This window comes from Parafrankia discariae, from assembly GCF_000373365.1.
GTDB lineage: Bacteria > Actinomycetota > Actinomycetes > Frankiales > Frankiaceae > Parafrankia > Parafrankia discariae.
Map to the genome: position 1 here is coordinate 14,671 of NZ_KB891246.1, position 18,109 is coordinate 32,779.

Genomic DNA, 18,109 nt, shown 5'->3' on the forward strand with positions numbered 1-18,109 from the left:
ACTGCGGGATCATCAGCGCGTGCCAGGTTCTCGGTGTGCGGTTGATGATCTCACGGGGCGCGGCGCGGGGAGGAACCAGCGATGACTTCGCCAGCTGAGGAGTTGTTGGCGGGCACCCGCCGCGCGCTGCTGCACCGGCTGGCGGTCGGGCAGGCGGAGGGACGCACGCCCTCTCTGGTCGGCGCGGTCGTGCGCGGTGGGCGACTGGTCTGGTCCGCCGGCCGGAGCATGATCGACGGGCACAGCCCGGACGCCGACGTCCAGTACCGGATCGGCTCGATCACGAAGACCTTCGTCGCGGTGCAGGTCCTGCGCCTGCGTGACGAGGGCCGGCTGGACCTGGCCGACCCGCTGGACCGTCACCTGCCCGGGGTCGGCCCCGACACCGACATTGACACCGACACCGGTGCCGGGGCGGGTGCCGGTGTCGGTGCGCTGACGATCGCCCAACTGCTCGGCCACACCTCGGGTCTCGCGGCGGAGCCGCCCGGCCCCTGGTGGGAACGCACCCCGGGAACGCTGCGGCCACTGCTCGACGACGTGCTGCACGAACCGGCGGTACGCCATCCGGCGGGCCGCCGGTTCCACTACTCGAACCCCGGGTTCGCGCTGCTCGGCGCCCTGGTCAGCCGGCTGCGCGGACAACCGTGGGGCGACGTGCTGCACCAGGAGCTGCTGGTGCCGCTCGGCCTGACCCGGACGACCCTCCTCCCGCGGGCTCCGCACGCCGGCGGCTTCGGGGTGCATCCCTGGGCGGATGCGATGGTGCCCGAGCCGCTGACGGACACCGGGATGATGGCCCCGGCCGGTCAGCTCTGGTCGACCGCGGCCGACCTGGCCCGCTGGGCCGCGTTCCTCGCGCACGGCGACGAGGACGTGCTGAGCGCCGACACCCTCGCCGAGATGCGCCGGCCCGCCTCCGGCCCGGACGAGGCGGCCGGCTGGACCACCTCCTACGGGCTCGGCCTGCAACTACGGCGGCAGAACGGCCGGCTGCTGTACGGCCATCTCGGCTCGATGCCGGGGTTCCTGGCCGCCGTCCTGGTGAGCCAGGACGACGACGTCGCCGCGGTCGTCCTGGCGAACGCGACCGCCGGGCCGGAGGTCGCGCTGATCGCCGCCGACCTGATCCGGATCGTCGCCGAGCACGAGCCACGCATCCCGGACCCGTGGCGCCCGCTGCCGGCCGTCGATCCGGAGCTTCTCGCGCTCACCGGCCTGTGGCACTGGGGCCCGGCCCCGCACCTGCTGCACCTGCGCGCCGACCGGGGGCTCGAACTCGTCCCGCACGGTCAGCTGGGTAGGGGCTCCCGGTTCCGGGCCGAGGCGGACGGCACCTGGACCGGGCTGGACGGGTACTACGCCGGCGAGACGCTGCGCGTCGTGCGGACACCGGACGGCACCGCCAGCCACCTGGACATCGGCACGTTCGTGTTCACCCGCACCCCCTACGACCCGACCGCGGGCCTCCCCGGCGGCCTCGACCCGGGGGGCTGGCAGTCGCACTGACCCGCCTTCCAGGGCAGCGGGCCCGGGCGGCCTGAGCGACCGGGCGGGCCGGGCGACCCGGGCGGGCCGTGTGGGGGCACGGCCGCGTGCGTGGGCGCGGGTGCGCTCAGACCGTGGCCCGGCGCATCGTGGTGAATCCTCCGGCGAACAGCGCGATCGTCAGCGCGCCGAGGACGCCGGTCAGTCCGGCGGCGCTGAGGTCGGTGAAGAACCGGCCGATGCCCGCCCAGGCGTCCGTCCAGGCGGCGACGAGAACCGCGGCGAGCAGGACGGTCATCTGGGCGGCGATGAAGACGACCAGGCCGGTGATGTTCCAGCGGCGGAAGACGATGCCGAACCACATGCCGTAGACGAACAGCAGGCCCAGGCCGACGAAGGACGTCAGCCAGGCGAGGTACCAGGGCCCGTCGAGAAGGTAGGGAACCCGGAAGAAGTGCAGGTCGACGCCCCAGCCGCCGGTGGTGCCCTCCACGGCGCGCAGCCCGGTCAGGACAACGGCGTTGCCGGCGGAGAGGGCGACGGCGAGGCCGGCGGTCCCGAGATAGTAGGAGCGCCGGCTCAGCCCGAGGGCGAGTCCGAACGGCAGCGACCGGGAGGTCGCGAGCAGACCGCCGACGAACACCCAGGCGTACAGCGTGATGAGCCCGCCGGTCTGGCTGGCCGGGGTCTGCGAGGAGATGATCAGGTTCATGCCGAGGCTGAACGAGGTCAACGCCCAGGGCAGGGTCAGGTAGATGGGCCGCTGGATGAGGTGGTACCGCCCGACGTTGACGGCGGTGCTCCAGGTGGTCACGCGTTCGTCCTCTCGGGTGACTCCTCGCCGGACCGCCCGGTGGCGTGGACCAGCACCTGTTGCAGCGACAGGGGTTCGACCCGCAGATGCAGGTCCCGGGCGCGCAGCCGGTCGACGCCGTCGAGCAGCCCGGCGACGACGACCGACTCGCGGGCGGCGACCCGACGCCGGTCCCAGACGGGCCGGCCCGCCGTGAGCTGCTCCACCGCGGCCACCGGCCCGCTCACGGCCGTGTACGCGCCGCGGAGGTCGTCGGCGGGCGCGTCGAGGACGACCCGGCCGCGGTCGACCATCACGACCCGCTCCAGCAGAGCGGCGGCCTCGTCGACCAGGTGGGTGGACAGCACGATCGTGCGGGGACGCTCGGCGTACTCGGCGAGAATCCGGTCGTAGAACAACTGGCGGGCGACGGCGTCGAGCCCGGCGTACGGCTCGTCGAACAGGGTGACCTCCGCCCGGGCCGCCAGGCCGATCACGATGCTCAGCGCTGAGCGCATGCCCCGGGAGAGCTTCTTGACCGCCCGGTGGACCGGCAGCTCGAAGTCGGCGGCCAGCGCCGCGGCCACCGCGCCGTCCCAGTTCGGGTAGAACCAGGACGCCGCTTTCAGCGCCTCGCGGACCTTGATGTCCGGGAAGGTCTGGTCCTCCCGGACGAACACCATGCGACGGAGAATCGCGTCGTTCTCGGCCGGATTCGCACCCAGCACCAGGACCCGACCCTGGGACGGCAGCTCCTGGGCGGCGAGCACGCGCAGCAGCGTCGTCTTGCCGGCGCCGTTCCGGCCCAGCAGGCCGGTGATGGACGGGCCGTCGATGTCGAGGGTGACGTTGTCGAGGGCGAGATGGCCGCGGTAGCGGCGGGTCAGTCCGGTGACCGAGACCGCGGCTGTGGGCGCGGCTGTGGGCGTGGGCGTCACAGCGTGACACCTCCCGGAACCTCGCTGGCCTCGCGGACCAGCGCCACCAGCGCGTCGGCGTCGAGGCCGAGGCGCTGGGCCTCGGCGACGAGCGGCTGCACGTAGCGCTCGGCGAAGTACCCGCGGCGGTCGGCCAGCAGGCGCTCCCGGGCCCCGGCCGCGACGAACATGCCGATTCCGCGGCGTTTCTCCAGCAGCCCGCCGTCGATCAGCACGTTGAGACCCTTGGCCGCGGTCGCCGGGTTGATCCGGTGGAAGGCGGCGAGCTCGTTGGTCGACGGCGCCCGCTCGCCTTCCGCGAGCGAACCGTCGGCGATCTCGTCGGCAAGGCGTTCGGCGATCTGGGCGAACAACGGTGTCCCGTCATCGAGCACTTCCACCCCTGCGAGCCAGGTGCACTGGTTAGTTACTCTACTAAGGTACCAACGAAGCACTGTCTGTCAACCGTGGTCCCACACCGGCGACCGTCATCCACCGGGGCTGAGGTGAATGACGCCGTCCTTCCGCTGCTCGGCGGGCTGCTGCCGGGCCGGTTCGTCCCGGCCCGTGCCGCGTCGGATGGCTGTGGCGGCGCCGGACCCGGCGCGCCTGAACAGGCGCCTGAACAGCTACTTCCGCCACTGTCGGCGCGACGCCGGTCGGCGGAGACGCGGATCAGCTGCCGACGGCGACTTCGGCCAGTTCGACAGCGCCGTGGATGTAGAGGACGACCGTGATGGTGCTGGCCCAGCACAGCATCGTCGCGACCGCCAGCAGGACACCCGCCCGGGTCCGGCGCAGCGGCGGATCCAGAAGGTCGTGGACCCGGTCGACGACGTGATCGTGGGCGGCACCGAGCCCGAACGGATGATCGTGGCCGGAGCCGGCCGAGCCGGCCGAGCCCGCCGAGCCCGCCGGGTGCGGCGGCGCCGCGGGGCGGCCGAGCGCGGCCCGGCCCAGCGCGTGGGCGACCGTGCACGGGTCGCCGACCTCGCGGACCGCGGCGGCATCCGCCCACCGCTCGATCGCGTGGTCGACGGCGGGGGCGATCAGCGCCGTCAGGGGGTTGGCCGCGGCGGCGAGGCGGGTCAGCTGCGCGTAGCGATGATGGTGGTGGCGCAGGTGGGCCTGCTCGTGGGCGAGCAGCGCCCGGCGTTGCGGCCCGGTCAGCAGGCGCAGCATGCCGGTGGAGACGACGACCCGGCGATTGCGGCCCGGAACGGCGTAGGCGTGCGCGGCGGTGTCGTCGACGATGGCCAGTCCGGCGACCGCGGGCAGCGCCGCGGCCGCGGCTGTGGTCCGGTGCGCGCCCACCACGACCCGGACCAGGTGGACGGCGGTCCGGCCGAGCAGGACGGCCGCCAGCGCCCCCGCGGCCAGGCCGGCCGCGTTGGGGATCGGCAGCGTCGAGCGCAGGATCGGGGTCGACCAGTCGCGCGGGTGCGCCGCGGGAAAGAGATTGACCGTGCCGAGGTAGGCGGACAACGACAGCATCGCCTCGATGGCCACCGACACCGTCACCGCGAAGGCGGTGAGGAGCACGGTCGCCGCCGCCGGCGGGAGGTACCGGGCGGCGTCCGCCGCGGCCCTGCTCCCGACGAGGCCGACCACGACCGGGACCAGGGCGAGGGCCAGCAGGAGGACCAGAGTGAGCGTCGTTATCTCGGCCTCCGCTTCCGGGCGCCCGGCCCCGGCGGTGTCCCGTCGGGTTCGGGATGGCGGGCGAGCAGGTCCCGCAGGATCTGTTCGGAGTCCTCGTCCAGGCTGTCGACGAAGCGGGACAGCACTGTGGCGCGATCGACGCCGGTGTCGAGCAGCTTCTGCATCTGGCGCGCGGTGAGCCCGGCCTGGGTCTCGGGCAGGTCGGCGACCAGCTGGTAGGCGTGGGCACGGCCGCGGGGAACGCGGGTCAGGGCTTGCTTCGCGTAAAGACGGGTCAGCGTCGTCAGGATAGTCGTGTAGGCCAGGTCATCGCCCAGCTCGGCCTGGACCTGCGCCGCGGTCATCGGCTCGCCGGCCGCGGCGAGGCAGGCGACGACCTCGCTCTCCAGGCCCCCGCTCGGGCGTGGGCGGGCTCGACCGGCCACGGTCCCTCCCGTCGCTCGTTGCCTGGCGGTGCTCCGAGTTCTGCGCCGCGCAGCGATTGTGGCATCACACAGAGCTGGCAGATTGTCCCCCGCACGTCGGTTGTCCCAGGTCAACCCGATGACGGGCGGAAGGTTGGCTTGCGTTTTTGGTGACCATTAGGTATGCCTAACCTCCAACAACTATCGCCAGATAGTTGTTGATCTGGAGGATCGGATGCCGTGTTCGCCAACTACCTGATCGGCCTGCGTGAGGGCCTCGAGGCCGCGCTGGTCGTGAGCATCCTGGTCGCCTACCTGGTCAAGGTCGGCCGGCAGGACCGGCTGGTGGTCGTCTCCGGCGGGGTGGCCCTGGCGGTCGCGGTCAGCGTCGCGTTCGGCGCGCTGCTGACGTACACGTCGACGAGCCTGCTCGCGGACTTCAAGAGCCAGGAGATCTTCGGCGGCACGATGTCCGCGATCGCGGTGGTGTTCGTCACCTGGATGGTCTTCTGGATGCGTCGCACCGCCCGCGGCATGCGGGCCGAGCTGGACGGACGGCTCTCCACGGCGCTGGAGCTGGGCACCTTCGCCGTCGTTCTCACGGCCTTCCTCGCGGTGGCCCGGGAGGGCCTGGAGACGGCGTTGTTCTTCTGGTCGGCCGTGCAGGCCGCGGGAAACACCACCGACCCGGTGATCGGCTTCTCGCTGGGCATCGCGACCGCCGTGGTGCTCGCCTGGCTGCTGTACCGCCGGTCGGTCCGGCTGAACCTCGCCCGGTTCTTCACCTGGACGGGCGCCGCCCTGATCGTGATCGCGGCCGGCGTGCTGGCCTACGCGATCCACGACCTGCAGGAGGGCGGCGTCATCGGCGGGCTGAACACCCTCGCCTTCGACGTCAGCGAACAGATCCCACCCGGTTCGTGGTACGGGTCCCTGCTCAAGGGCGTCTTCAACTTCACCCCGCAGACCACGGTCGCCCAGGCGATCGCCTGGACCGCCTACATCGTCCCGGTCATGGCCGTGTTCTTCCTCGGTCATCGGATCCGGTCCGGCCAGCCGAGCCAGCCGAGCCAGCCGAGCGGGCCGGACGAGCCGGGCCAGCCGAGCGGGCCGTCGCCCGTCCCGTCGGAATCGACCAGCTGAGCCAGCTGATCCAGCTGCCACATCGCCAGATCCAGCTGTCACATCGCAGAAACTCTGAGGAGAACCGGTGAAATCGCCTGTCGGCCGCGTACTGCGCCTGGCCTGTCCTGTCGTCGTGGCCGCAACCCTGGCCGCGGCCTGCTCGTCGGACAACTCCACCGACTCCGGCTCGTCCGGCGCCGGCGGCGGCGGCGGACCGATCGCCGTGAACGCGGGTGACAAGAACTGCGAGGTGGCCAGCGTCGAACTGCCCGCCGGCCGGCACACCTTCGAGGTCACCAACTCCGCGTCGCAGGTCACCGAGGTGTACGTCTACGCCGACGGCGACCGGATCATGGGCGAGGTGGAGAACATCGGCCCGTCGACGAAGCGCAACCTGATCGTCGATCTACCGGCCGGCAAGTACCAGGTGGCGTGCAAGCCCGGCATGGTGGGCGACGGCATCCGCACCGCGCTCACGGTCACCGGCGAGGCCCCGCCGGCGCAGACGCTCGACCAGAACCTGCGGACCGCCGTCACCTCGTACAAGACCTACGTCGCGAGCGAGACCCAGGCGCTGGTCGACACCACCGCGACGTTCGTCGCGGCGATCGACTCGGGTGACGTGGCCAAGGCGAAGGAGGCCTACCCGAACGTGCGCCTGCACTACGAGCGCATCGAGCCGATCGCCGAGTCCTTCGGTGACCTCGACCCGCTCATCGACATGCGCATCGACGACGCCACCCCCGAGACCCCGTTCGTCGGCTTCCACGCGATCGAGCAGAAGCTGTTCGAGGGGAACACCCTGGACGGCACGCAGCCGCTCGCGACCGCGCTGACCACGAACGTCGGCAAGCTCAACGAGCTGGTCAAGACCGTGGAGCTCACGCCGCTGGTGATGGCCAACGGCGCGAAGTCCCTGCTCGACGAGGTCGCCGCGTCCAAGGTCACCGGCGAGGAGGAGCGTTACTCCCGCATCGACCTGGTCGACTTCGCCGGCAACGTCGACGGCGCCAAGTACGTCTACAGCGCACTGCGCCCGGCCCTGCAGGAGAAGGACCCGGAGCTGGTGTCGACGCTCGACAAGCGCTTCCCCGCGCTGGTCAGCCTGCTCGACAAGCATCTGGCCAAGCCCGGTGACGACGGCTACATCGCCGGCAGCCCGTACATCTCCTACGACAGCCTCACCGAGGACGAGGTCAAGGCCCTCGCCGTCGAGGTCGACGCCATCTCCGAGCCCATCGGACAGATCGCGGGAGTCGTGACCAGCAAATGAGCCAGTCGCCCGACCCCAGCGGCCTGGACGCCGTCGCGACCGCGGACCCCGCCACCGAGAACCCCACCACCGCGGATCCCGCCACGGCGGACTCCGTCGCGGCGGAGTCCGCGCCCGCGGAGCGCGGCCTCAGCCGTCGCCGCCTGGTCGCGTTCCTCGGTGGTGCCGCGGCTGTCGGCGCGGGCGGCACCGCCGCCGGCTTCGTCGCCGCCAGCTCGGAGGACGAGTCGCCGGGGGCGGGCCGGACGGTTCCGTTCTTCGGTTCGAACCAGGCCGGAATCGTCACCCCGGTCCAGGACCGGCTGCACTTCGCCGCCTTCGACCTCAGCCCGGCGGCCACCCGCGACGACCTGATCGCGCTGCTCACCGCCTGGACCAACGCGGCGTCCAGAATGACCGCCGGGCTGGACGTCGGCACCGGCGCGGTCTCCGGCGCGCCCGGCGCCCCGCCGGACGACACCGGGGAGGCGCTGGGGCTCTCGCCCGCCCGGCTGACCCTCACGCTCGGTTTCGGCACCAGTCTGTTCACCGACGCCGACGGCAAGGACCGGTTCGGGATCGCCGCCGCGCGACCGGCGCAGCTCGCCGACCTGCCCGCCTTCCCCGGCGACGCCCTCGACCCGGCCTCCAGCGGCGGCGACCTGTGCGTGCAGGCCTGTGCCGACGACCCGCAGGTGGCCGTGCACGCCATCCGCAACCTGGCCCGGCTCGCCCGCGGCACCGCCTCGGTGCGCTACTCCCAGCTCGGGTTCGGCCGCACCAGCTCCACCTCGACCGGCCAGGCCACCCCGCGCAACATGATGGGTTTCAAGGACGGCACCGCCAACATCAAGGCCGAGGACACGGCCATCATGAACACCCACGTCTGGGCCCAGCCCGGCGACGGGCCGGACTGGATGACCGGCGGCAGCTATCTCGTCAGCCGCCGCATCCGGATGCTCATCGAGCCCTGGGACAGCACCCCGCTCACCGAACAGGAACGGGTCATCGGCCGCGCCAAGGGAAGCGGAGCCCCGCTCGGCCAGCGCGACGAGTTCGACCCGATCGACTTCGGGGCGAAGGACTCCGCCGGCGAGCTGGTCGTCGACGCCAAGTCCCACGTACGGCTCGCCCACCCGACCCAGAACAACGGCGCCGTGATCCTGCGCCGCGGCTACTCCTTCACCAACGGCACCGACAACCTCGGCCGCCTCGACGCCGGCCTGTTCTTCATCGCCTACCAGCGCGACCCGCGGACCCAGTTCGTCACCATCCAGAAGTCACTGGCCGGCAGGTCCAACGACGCGCTCAACGAATACATCCAGCACGTCGGCAGCGGCCTGTTCGCCTGCCCGCCCGGCGTCCAGGCCGGGCAGTACTGGGGCCAGCGGCTCTTCGCCTGACAACACGGCCGCCCCGGCCGACCTCCGTCCGTCCGCCTGGTCATCGAGGAGCTCGGCGTTCCGCCGGTCCTGACGATCGTGCAGGACGTCGCCTGACGCCACCTCTCGTTCGGCGGGTGCGCGACCGAGTGTTTCAGTAGTAGTCGCGCATGAGTTCGTTCACCCAGGCCGGCTGGGTGATGTCTCCGCGAGGGCCGAACTGTGTCATGTAGGGCTTGATATCCAGCACCGGTGTGCCGTCCACGGCGTCGAGACCCACGACGTGAATGTCGAGGCCGTCCACCCGCAGCAGTCGGCAGCGGGAGACTCCGATTCGGTTCGGGCGGTACTTGCCACGCTGGGCGAAGATGCCGACCAGCGGCCAGTCGGGATTGTTCCGCGGATGACGGGCGCCGCTCTCGATCTCAGCCGGCGGCAGTCGGTGGAAGTGGAAGACGACCTCGAGATGGGAGAAGCCGTCCAGGCCGATCAGGGCGTCCGTGCCGAACCGGTCGGCGTCCAGAGCGATCACCGAGGTCACGGTTCCCCAGTTGTCGTCGGTGAGCTCCCGTCGTTCGCTGCGCACGAGCCCGATCGGGACGAGGTCCGTCACCGCCCTGCTTTCCTCCGGGCCCGTCGCCACGGCCGTCCCCTCTCGCTGCCCGCCGGGTGTCAGGCTTTGCCCGCCGGGTGTCAGGCCTTGCGGGCGATGGCCCCGTAGCCGCCGACCTCGGCGTCGGTCACGTCGGTCGGGGTGTCGTCGTCGGGGCGCCAGCGGTGCAGGAGCCGCACACCGGGGTCGACGAGGTCCAGACCGTCGAAGAAGCGGACGACCTCCGCGTGGGTGCGCGGGCGGGCGGGGATTCCCTGCTTCCGGTAGATCTCGGCGAGCTGTTCCACCTCCCGCGGGGCGAAGTCGGGCGTGACGTGGGTGAGCGTCAGGGTGCTGCCGGTGGGAAGCGCGTCCACGAGGGTGTCGACGATGCCGTAGGGATCGTCGGAGTCCGGAACGAAATGGAAGATCGCGACCAGGGACAGCGCGACCGGTTCGGTCAGGTCGAGGGTGTCGAGCAGTTCCGGTGCGCGCAGAATTTTGGCCGGGTCGCGGATGTCGGCGTCGAGGTAGGCGGTGCGCCCCGGAGAGCTGCTGGTCAGCAGGGCGCGGGCGTGGGTGAGCACGATCGGGTCGTTGTCCGCGTACACCACCCGCGCCCCGGGGATGATCTCCTGCGCGACCTCGTGGAGGTTCGGGCTGGTGGGAATGCCGGTGCCGATGTCCAGGAACTGGCGTATCCCGAGCTCACCGGCGAGGTGGCGGGTGGCCCGGATGAGAAACGCCCGGTTCTGGCGCGCGGTCATCCGCAGCCCGGGGAAGGCGTGGAGCGCCTGGTCCGCGGCGGCCCGGTCGGCGGGGAAGTTGTCCTTCCCGCCGAGGTAGTAGTCGTACATGCGGGCGGAATGCGGCAGGTCGGTCCGAAGGTCGACGGCCGGGATCTCGTCCATCAACTTCCGCCAGCGCCCCTTGCCGGGAGGCTTGTTCGCCATGCTTGACCTCCCGTGCCATCTTATGATCAAAGACCGGATGTTCCGGCTCCCGGATCATCTCAAAGAGTGGGTGCGTGGGATCGGAGGGTCACGCCTGTTGCTGATCCATAGCTTTTCGGGGGGCCGGTGGGCCGAAGCCGGATGTTCCCGACCGCTGTCGGTCCGTATGCGAACGCGGTCAGGCCGATCGCTCCGCGGCTCACCTGTAGCGCCTGGTAACACCCGGTCAGGCCCGGTGGCCGACCACCTGTGCCGCCGCGACGCGGTAGAAGGCGGCTGCCGGCTCGTGCCGACCGAAAGGTTCGAGATAACTCACGGCGGCCTCGCGCGCCGACTGGTCCGAGACCAGCATCAGGCCACGCGAGGCGAGGTAGGCGGGAACCCCGGCGGGGTCGAGGCCGAATTTCCACGGCTCGCCGACGCCGCGGACCGTCGCGAGCCATTCGGCCGCGCCGTCGAACTCCTTCGTGCCGTCCAGGGCACCGCGGTCGATGTAGGTGAAGATGACGAGGCTGCCGGCGGCTGTCGCCGTGGCGAGCCAGCGCAGTGTCGCGTCGACGGCCTCAGCGGTCAGGTATTCGGTGACCCCCTCCCAGATGACGGCCGTGGGCCCGGTGGCGAAACCGGCGTTTCGCAGCGCCGGCTCGGCGTCCTCCCGCTCGAGGTCGACCGGTACGAACCGGACGTGGGCGTACGACTCCGGTCCCAGCCGGCGGCGTAGCCGCTCCCGCTTGCCCTCCTGCGTGGCCGGATGGTCGATCTCGAACACCGTCAGCTTCGCCAGTGCCGGAATACGGTAGGCACGGCTGTCGTAGCCCGCGCCGAGCAGCAGCACCTGCCGTGCTTCCGCGGCGACCGCCGTGCCCAGGAGATCGTCGATGAGACGGGTCCGCACCACCGCGGAGCTCCGTGGCCCGCTGACCCACCGCCGGTCGAGATAGCGGGGGATCGCGGAACCGACCAGTGGAACGCCGGCCAGCCGCGCCAGGAGCCGGTAGCCGGGCCGGAGAAACCCGGCGGCGTACGGATCGACGAACAGGCGCACGCCGCCCCGACATGACTCCAGGGCTCGGAAGAACGCCACGTGCTCGGCGGTACGGCTTGACGCGCGCCCCGCTGAGGAAACCATCAGCCGACCAGGCTCAGTGGCGGGCCGAGGACGAGCGGGAGGTGCTTCAGCCCCCGCTGGTTGCTGGAGTAGGTGCGGACGACGCCGTCGTAGTCCACCTCGTACCCGGGGTGGCGGGCCAGCAGTTCCTCGAAGGCGATCCGCGCCTCGAGGCGGGCGAGCGCCGCGCCCAGGCAGAGGTGGATGCCGTGCCCGAACCCGAGCTGCCGGCCGATGTCCCGCTGGATGTCCATCCGTTCGGCGTCGGGATAGACCCGTTCGTCGTGGCACGCCGACCCGAGGAGCAGCAGTACCCGGCGGTCGGCCGGGATCACCGTGCCCTGGACCTCGACGTCCCGGCTGGTCCACCGGCCCGTGTACTGGGCCGGGGGGTCCAGGCGCAGCATCTCCTCGACGGCGCGGGGGATGAGCGACGGGTCGCGGACGAGCTTCGCGCGCTCCGCCGGTGCCTCGGCGAGCCGCACCGTGCCGCTGGACACGAGCTTCATGACCGTCTCGTAGCCCGCGACCGTCAGCTCGGCCAGCCGGCCGAGGACCTGCTGGTCGTCGAGGTGGTGCCGGGTGCCGTCGTCGGCGACGACAGACGTGTGGATGAGCAGGCTCACCAGGTCGTCCCCGGGCTGGCCGCGCCGTTGGGCGACCAGCGTGAGGAACAGTTTCGCCAGCTCCGCCGCCGCGCGCGTGGCAGTGGCCGGCAGAACACCCGGCGTGTCCTCGGCGTCGCGTTCCAGGAGGCGTCCGCACAGCTCGCGTACGACCTCCCGTTGCTCGGCCGGCAGGCCCAGGATCTCGGCGATGATGACCATGGGCAGCTTCGCGGAGAAGCCGGAGACCAGATCCATCCGGCCTGTTCCAGCCGCCTCGTCGAGCAGCCCGGCGGCGACGGCCCGGATGCGCGGCTCGAGATCCTGCACCTGGCCCGCGCTGAAGTGTCTGGCCAGAATCTTCCGGTTCCAGCCGTGGGCCGGGGGATCGGTGGTGAGAAGGGTGTCGAAACCGTTCTCGATGCCCTCGAGGGTGGTTCCGTGCGAGGTGAGGTACGTCTCCGCGTCAAGCAGCGCGGTGAGGACGTCCTCATGGCGGCTCAGGGCGTAGAAGCCACGTTCTGGATTGTGGTACACGGGAGCGTTGTCGCGTAGCCATCGATAGGTGGGATAGGGATCATCCGCGATGGCCCGAGAAAAGGGGTCGTACTCCATGATCTCTCCGTCGCTGTCGTCGCTGAGCCGCGGGGGTGGGGCGGGCCTCGGCCCGTCAGCCGGCCGGGCGGTCCGCGGCGGTGAGCAGGCGGTTCTCGACCGGCGTGCCGACCTCCTCGTAAAGCCGCTCCAGGTTCCGCGGAGCGAAGAAGTCCTCGCCCGGATATCCGCCGGCGACCATCGCGAAGAACTTCTTCAGGTATGTCGGGCTCTGGCTGGCGGCGGTGAGGGCCGCCTGGAAGAAGGGCGGGAGCGTGAGCGAGGCCATCGTGACGGTCAGCTGGAAGAGCCCGGCGCTCTCCTCGTCACGCCGCCTGGCGTACTCGGCGGTCGCGTCGTCGATCGGGCGCTCGCCGGAAAGCCCGCTGTGCAGGCACTGCGCGAGCAGCTCCCCGTACCGGAAGGCGTCGGTTATGCCCCAGCCGGTGAGCGGGTCCTTGTGGTAGCCGGCGTCCCCGACCAGCGCCCATCCCGGGCCGTGGGACTGCCGGTAGTAGTTGTCCGCGTAGCGGATCCCCCGGAAGTCCTCCTCCCGCTTTCCGTGGGCCCGGAGATCCTCGCCGAGCTCGGGTACGACCCGGTCGAACACCGCCTGGAAGCCGCCCTCGGCGTCGGCGCGAAACTCCTGGTACCGATCAGGCTTGCGCATGACCGCGAGCATGTGCAGGCCGTCGTTCGTCGGGCAGGTGGCGAACTGCCGTTCATCACGGATCCGGCTGTGATGCCCCCAGTCGAGCCCGGAGTAATAGGAGTAGTAGACGAAGCCCAGCGCGGGGACCACCCGGTAGAATCCGGCCCCGACCTTGGTCGCCACAACCGAGTTGGGGCCGTCCGCGCCCACCACGAAGCGGGCCCGGAACTCCTCTTCGGTTCCGTCCCGGGCCACACCGCGTATTCCGGCGGCACGCCCCTCCTCGAAGAGGACGTCGGTGGCGGTGAAACCCTCGATCACCTCCGCGCCGGCCTCGCGGGCGGCGTCGACCAGGATCTTGTCGAGCACGGTGCGCCGTGGGCAGTAGGCTTCGGTGACTCCTTCGACGGTGTCGGCGAATCCCTCGACGTGGAGGTCGGCGACGGAGAACCGCATGTGCCGGACCGGTGGAACCCCCGTCGCCTCGAGGCGATCTAGAAGGCCCCACGCTTTGAGCCTGGCGAGACCGGTCTGATGTATGAAGTGTGTCGAGACCGTGTCACTCGGGAAGGTGGCACGGTCGACGGCGAGCACCCGGTGGCCGCGCCGGGCGAGCAGCATCGCCACCGGTGACCCGGAGCAGCGCGCGCCCACAACTATCACATCGTACATTCGCGTACGCTCCAGCAGTAGATAATGTCGCCGGTGGGCAGAGCCGCCAGTGGAAAGAATTGCTGGTGGAAGGAGCCGCCGGTGGAAAGAATCGCTGGTGGAAGGAGCCGTTGGGAAGCGGGGAAACGGCGCCGCTCAGCCGTACTGTTCCAGCACCTGGCTGATCACGCCGCGGGCGGCCGGCGAGAACTGCCGCCAGTCGTCGCCGAGGTCGGCCGCGAAAGAGCGTTCGTAGCCCGTGTCGCGCAGCCGGATGTCGGGCAGATACCCGGAGTGGAACTGGACGGACAGTTTCAGGCCCGCGGCGGTGGCGACGGCGACGGGCCCCGCGCCGAGAGCGAGGGCGTCGAACACCTGAAGCTCGGTCCGGTCGGAGTGGTGAACAAAGATCACCGCCCAGCCGGGGCCGCCGGCGGGGTCGGGAACGAACACCGGTGACTCGCCGGTCGTGCCGGCGGGAAACGACCAGGCCGACTGCTCGGTCATCGTCTCCAGGTCGATGCACACCAGGGACGACGGAATCTCCCGCGACGGCAACCGGTCCACCGGGACGACGCGATAGGGGTGGTCCCGGTACATCTCGACGACGCGGGTGGCCAGCATCCCGGTGTCGCAGCCCCAGTACGACTGCCACAGGTGACGGCCACGTTCGAGCCCCGGGCGCCGCAGGTCACGACCGTAGACCAGCGTGGCCCAGTGTCGTTCCGCGTCCAGGAAGACCCGGCTGTCCCTGACCCGACCGGTTCGGCCGTCGATCACATAGCGGCCGACCGGTGAGGCGTCCACCGGGGCGGGGACGAAGCCGGGCAGGCCCTTGGCGAGACCGGAGCCGGTTCCCCAGACGCTGTCGGCGTCGGTGAGCGTGTAGTTGAGGTCCCAGCCGTTCGAATGGGCGAGGTACATCGTGACGTCGTCGCCGTCCTGGCGGTAGTCGGCGAAGTGGTGGAACGACTCGCGCGGGACGCGGGCGTGGGTCACCGGGACATCACTGCCCCGGCGGGCCGCGGTGAGATCGCGCTTGGCCACCAGGTAGACGTCGGTGAAGGGCAGATGCGGTTTGGTGCGGCCACGTCCGGCGACGGCGCCGGGCTCGGGCTGGAACCCGATCTCCGTGAAGATCACGTAGTCCTGGGTGACCGTCATCTCGTGCACGCCCTGGGTCAGGTGCGCACCGGGTACGTGCCACGTCTCGACGTCGCCGTGGCCGTCCCAGCGGACCACCCACATGGGACCTTCCATGTCGGTGGTGGACGAACCCCGGGGGCGGAGGTTCGTGTTGCACCACCACATGCAGCCGTCGTCGAGGTCCTCGACCGGGTGCGCCGCCGTCCGCACACCGGGGAGCAGGGGATGCGCGACGACCTCGGGGTATTCACCGACCCCGCCGAGAAAGGTCCTGAACTCCAGCGTCGCCGGGTCGAACTCGACCGGCCGCTGGCTCAGGCCGGTGAGCAGCAGCCGGTCCCCGAAGAAGTGCGGCGCCACGTTCGTCAGGGACGGCCGTCCGCCGGCGGTCAGCTCCGCGAGTTCGGCCGGTGGCAACGCCCGGCCGAGGCCGTCGAGAAGAGCCAGGTCGGGGGTGACGACCCGTTTCGTCCGCCAGTGCCTGGTCTCGAGGTCCACCTGGGTGAGCAGGCCCGGGCCGGCGAACATGAAATCGACGGCGGTCGGCTGCGCCGGCCCGATGACGAAGACGCTCCCGGTCAGCCCGTCGGGCCACCGGCCGGCAGTAACCGTCAGGTCGACGTTGTACTCGGTGCTCGGTTCAAGAGCGTGGTGAAGTGCATGGCCCATGTCATTTCCCTGGGAGTTCGGCTCGCCGAGTGGAATTCAGGACTCTGGTCGCGACGGATTTGTTCTCACATCCTCCAGATGTCACCGCGGCGACGCCGTCGAAATAATGCCAATTAATGGATCTATTGGCATTGCCCGTCGCGTCGCCAGGTGAGGCGGCGTCGGTTGATCTGCGACGTGACAAGTTGATCTACGGCGAGCCCGGGTCGACGGGAGCCGCGGGGGCCGGCCGTCCCGCTGTGCGGATCCCCGTTCGGGGGTGCCACCCGGGCCCGCTTATCATCTCGAATCGGGTACATCGGGCGGAGCTGAGGAGATGTGGCCGTGCCAGGAGATGCGCCGCTTCCCGCCCAGCTGAGCCTGCGGGGAGACGACGGATCCGGCCGGCCCCGGCGTGGGCGCGCCGGCCGCGGGCGGCTCGGTACCGCGCTCGCGAGCGCGCTCTCCGTCACCGTACTGATGTTCAGTGTGGGTGGCTGGTCGCTTTACGCCTACGCCAACGGCAACGTCAACCACATCGGTCTCGACCTGGGCGGCGATCGCCCGGCCGCCGAGCACGACGTCGAGAACTACCTGCTGGTCGGTACGGACAGCCGCGCGGGCACCGGCGACGAGTACGGCGGCGCCTCGCTCGTCGCCGGCCAGCGCTCGGACACCACGATGCTGATCCACGTGGCCGAGGACGGGGCCACCACGACGGTCTCGTTCCCGCGCGACACCCTCGTGGCCATTCCCGAGTACACCGACCAGGCCGGCAAGGTGCACAAGAAGCACCGGGGCAAGTTCAACTCGGCGATCGCCGACGGCGGCCCGTCGCTGCTGATCAAGATGATGGAGAGCCTGACCGGGATGCGGGTCGACCACTACGTGTCGGTCGACCTCGCCGGCTTCAAGCAGATCACCGACGCGATCGGCGGCGTCGACGTCTGCGTGCTGCCCTCGGATTTCCGGGACCGTTTCCAGGACGACGCCGGGCGGTGGCGGGTGAGCACCAACACCCACGACACGATGAGCGGCTGGTCCGGCGGCCCGGGAACCCTGCACGTCAACGGCGAGCAGGCCCTCGCGTTCGTCCGCCAGCGGCACGGGTTCATGCAGGGCGACATCGCCCGGATCAACCGCCAGCAGCAGTTCCTCGGCGCCGTGCTGCACAAGGCCACCAGCGGCGACGTCCTGACGAACCCGCTCAAGTCGGGGGCGCTGCTCCGGGCGGCCACCGCCGCGGTCACCCTCGACGAGAACACCTCACTCGACGAGCTCATGAAACTCGGGCTGTCGATGAAGGGCATGACGGACGGCGCGCTGCACGTCGAGACCCTGCCGACCCGGGCGCCCGGGCGCGCCGACGGCGGGAACCCGGACGACGGAACGCTGCCCCCCTTCGGCGCGGTCCAGCTCTACGACCCGGTCGACCTCGCGCGGATCGTCCTGCCACTCGGTGGTCAGGTCGACGGGGTCACCGTCGAGGACACGACCGCCTCGGCCACGCCCGGCCCGGTGACCGTCCCGCCCGAACAGGTCGCGGTCGCCGTCTACAACGGCTCCGGCACCGCCGGCCTGGCCGCGAAGGCGACGACGGCGCTGACGCGCGAGGGCTTCCAGGCGACCAGCGCCGGCAACGCCGAACCGCGGGCCCAGGCCAGGTCACAGGTGCTCTACGGCGCCGGTCAGCAGCAGGCCGCGTGGACGGTGCAGGCGGCGGTGCCCGGCTCGGTCTCCCGCGCCGACCCGACCATCACCGGGATCCGCCTCATCCTCGGCGGCGGGTACACCGGCGTCGTCACCCCGGCGGCGACCAGTGCCACCCCCGCCGCCGGCGCGACGGCCCCGGCCCCGGCGGCCCCCGCGTCCCAGGACGCGCCACCGCCCCCCAACTGCACCCTCTAAAGGCTGTTTCGTAACCCGGATGCCGGGCCTCGGGGCTGCCTGGTAGATCATGTTGGGGTGCAGGTCATCTCCGCCGCCGACCCTCAGTGGATCTTCCCGTTCACCGGGTTGAAGCCGACCCAGTTCCGCCGACTGGTCCGTCTCGTCGCCCAGCGCGGCGGGGACCGGATCGCCGACGGGCGGCCGGGACGGCCGTGGGCGTTGCCTCTGCCGGACCGGGTGCTGCTGG

At 71.1% G+C, this 18,109-nt stretch carries 16 protein-coding genes and 1 pseudogene; 6 read left to right on the top strand and 11 right to left on the bottom strand.

The genetic code is table 11. The features are described 5' to 3' along the window. Positions 1-81: 81 nt before the first annotated feature. Entirely contained in the window at positions 82-1,509 is a 1,428-nt protein-coding gene (locus B056_RS0126445) for a serine hydrolase domain-containing protein (RefSeq protein WP_026240179.1), read from the top strand. Between the two features lie 106 nt (positions 1,510-1,615). Here the strand turns inward: B056_RS0126445 and B056_RS0126450 are convergent, their stop codons facing one another. The 5 genes from B056_RS0126450 to B056_RS0126470 all read right to left on the bottom strand — a co-directional run bounded on the left by B056_RS0126450 (position 1,616) and on the right by B056_RS0126470 (position 5,285). Further along, entirely contained in the window at positions 1,616-2,302 is a 687-nt protein-coding gene (locus B056_RS0126450; protein WP_018504866.1) for a hypothetical protein, read from the bottom strand. Further along, positions 2,299-3,219, bottom strand: a complete 921-nt coding sequence (locus B056_RS0126455; protein WP_018504867.1) for an ABC transporter ATP-binding protein — start codon at positions 3,217-3,219, stop codon at positions 2,299-2,301. Before B056_RS0126455 ends, B056_RS0126450 begins: the two co-directional genes overlap by 4 nt. Further along, a complete protein-coding gene (locus B056_RS0126460) occupies positions 3,216-3,593 on the bottom strand; it encodes a GntR family transcriptional regulator (RefSeq protein ID WP_026240181.1) in 378 nt (125 codons plus the stop codon). Before B056_RS0126460 ends, B056_RS0126455 begins: the two co-directional genes overlap by 4 nt. Positions 3,594-3,873: 280 nt before the next feature. Continuing rightward, positions 3,874-4,809: a M56 family metallopeptidase gene (locus B056_RS0126465; RefSeq protein ID WP_018504869.1), complete on the bottom strand. Its 936-nt coding sequence runs from the start codon at positions 4,807-4,809 to the stop codon at positions 3,874-3,876. 47 nt (positions 4,810-4,856) lie between these two features. Then, the gene (locus B056_RS0126470) at positions 4,857-5,285 is read right to left on the bottom strand and encodes a BlaI/MecI/CopY family transcriptional regulator (RefSeq protein WP_018504870.1); all 429 of its coding nucleotides are present in this window, start codon (positions 5,283-5,285) and stop codon (positions 4,857-4,859) included. Positions 5,286-5,504: 219 nt separating this feature from the next. Here B056_RS0126470 and efeU point away from each other — a divergent pair, with 219 nt between their 5' ends. From efeU to efeB, 3 genes are all read left to right on the top strand, one after another. Continuing rightward, a complete protein-coding gene (efeU, locus tag B056_RS0126475) occupies positions 5,505-6,407 on the top strand; it encodes an iron uptake transporter permease EfeU (RefSeq protein ID WP_018504871.1) in 903 nt (300 codons plus the stop codon). A 67-nt stretch (positions 6,408-6,474) separates the two neighbouring features. Further along, on the top strand, positions 6,475-7,662 hold the full coding sequence (efeO, locus tag B056_RS0126480; protein ID WP_026240182.1) for an iron uptake system protein EfeO: 1,188 nt from the start codon (positions 6,475-6,477) through the stop codon (positions 7,660-7,662). Beyond that, positions 7,659-9,044, top strand: coding sequence for an iron uptake transporter deferrochelatase/peroxidase subunit (efeB, locus tag B056_RS0126485; RefSeq protein ID WP_018504873.1), 1,386 nt, complete (start codon positions 7,659-7,661; stop codon positions 9,042-9,044). The genes efeO and efeB overlap by 4 nt, the downstream gene beginning before the upstream one ends. Before the next feature lie 133 nt (positions 9,045-9,177). Here efeB and B056_RS0126490 read toward each other — a convergent pair whose 3' ends face one another. The 6 genes from B056_RS0126490 to B056_RS0126515 form a co-directional block, all read right to left on the bottom strand. Then, positions 9,178-9,636, bottom strand: a complete 459-nt coding sequence (locus B056_RS0126490; protein ID WP_018504874.1) for an SAM-dependent methyltransferase — start codon at positions 9,634-9,636, stop codon at positions 9,178-9,180. An 80-nt stretch (positions 9,637-9,716) separates the two neighbouring features. After that, the gene (locus B056_RS0126495) at positions 9,717-10,568 is read right to left on the bottom strand and encodes an SAM-dependent methyltransferase (protein ID WP_018504875.1); all 852 of its coding nucleotides are present in this window, start codon (positions 10,566-10,568) and stop codon (positions 9,717-9,719) included. 226 nt (positions 10,569-10,794) lie between these two features. Continuing rightward, complete coding sequence (locus tag B056_RS0126500; RefSeq protein WP_063826667.1) at positions 10,795-11,697, bottom strand: class I SAM-dependent methyltransferase; 903 nt, start codon at positions 11,695-11,697, stop codon at positions 10,795-10,797. Beyond that, a complete protein-coding gene (locus B056_RS0126505) occupies positions 11,697-12,896 on the bottom strand; it encodes a cytochrome P450 (RefSeq protein WP_026240183.1) in 1,200 nt (399 codons plus the stop codon). Before B056_RS0126505 ends, B056_RS0126500 begins: the two co-directional genes overlap by 1 nt. A 55-nt stretch (positions 12,897-12,951) precedes the next feature. Continuing rightward, positions 12,952-14,199, bottom strand: a complete 1,248-nt coding sequence (locus B056_RS0126510) for an NAD(P)/FAD-dependent oxidoreductase (protein ID WP_026240184.1) — start codon at positions 14,197-14,199, stop codon at positions 12,952-12,954. Positions 14,200-14,334: 135 nt separating this feature from the next. Next, entirely contained in the window at positions 14,335-15,993 is a 1,659-nt protein-coding gene (locus B056_RS0126515) for a carotenoid oxygenase family protein (RefSeq protein WP_018504879.1), read from the bottom strand. Between the two features lie 324 nt (positions 15,994-16,317). On the opposite strand from B056_RS0126515, the gene B056_RS0126520 reads away from it, so the two are divergent. Both B056_RS0126520 and B056_RS38080 read left to right on the top strand, forming a co-directional pair. After that, entirely contained in the window at positions 16,318-17,880 is a 1,563-nt protein-coding gene (locus B056_RS0126520; protein WP_020572722.1) for an LCP family protein, read from the top strand. A 57-nt stretch (positions 17,881-17,937) separates the two neighbouring features. Further along, a pseudogene (locus B056_RS38080) lies at positions 17,938-18,109 on the top strand (IS5/IS1182 family transposase); the annotation flags it as partial.

Excerpts from the sequence above, each read along its gene's own strand:
- B056_RS0126445 (WP_026240179.1), top strand. The coding sequence starts at position 82 with ATGACTTCGCCAGCTGAGGAGTTGTTGGCGGGCACCCGCCGCGCGCTG.
- efeB (WP_018504873.1), top strand. The coding sequence starts at position 7,659 with ATGAGCCAGTCGCCCGACCCCAGCGGCCTGGACGCCGTCGCGACCGCG.
- B056_RS0126495 (WP_018504875.1), bottom strand. The coding sequence starts at position 10,568 with ATGGCGAACAAGCCTCCCGGCAAGGGGCGCTGGCGGAAGTTGATGGAC.
- B056_RS0126500 (WP_063826667.1), bottom strand. The coding sequence starts at position 11,697 with ATGGTTTCCTCAGCGGGGCGCGCGTCAAGCCGTACCGCCGAGCACGTG.
- B056_RS0126505 (WP_026240183.1), bottom strand. The coding sequence starts at position 12,896 with ATGGAGTACGACCCCTTTTCTCGGGCCATCGCGGATGATCCCTATCCC.
- B056_RS0126510 (WP_026240184.1), bottom strand. The coding sequence starts at position 14,199 with ATGTACGATGTGATAGTTGTGGGCGCGCGCTGCTCCGGGTCACCGGTG.
- B056_RS0126515 (WP_018504879.1), bottom strand. The coding sequence starts at position 15,993 with ATGGGCCATGCACTTCACCACGCTCTTGAACCGAGCACCGAGTACAAC.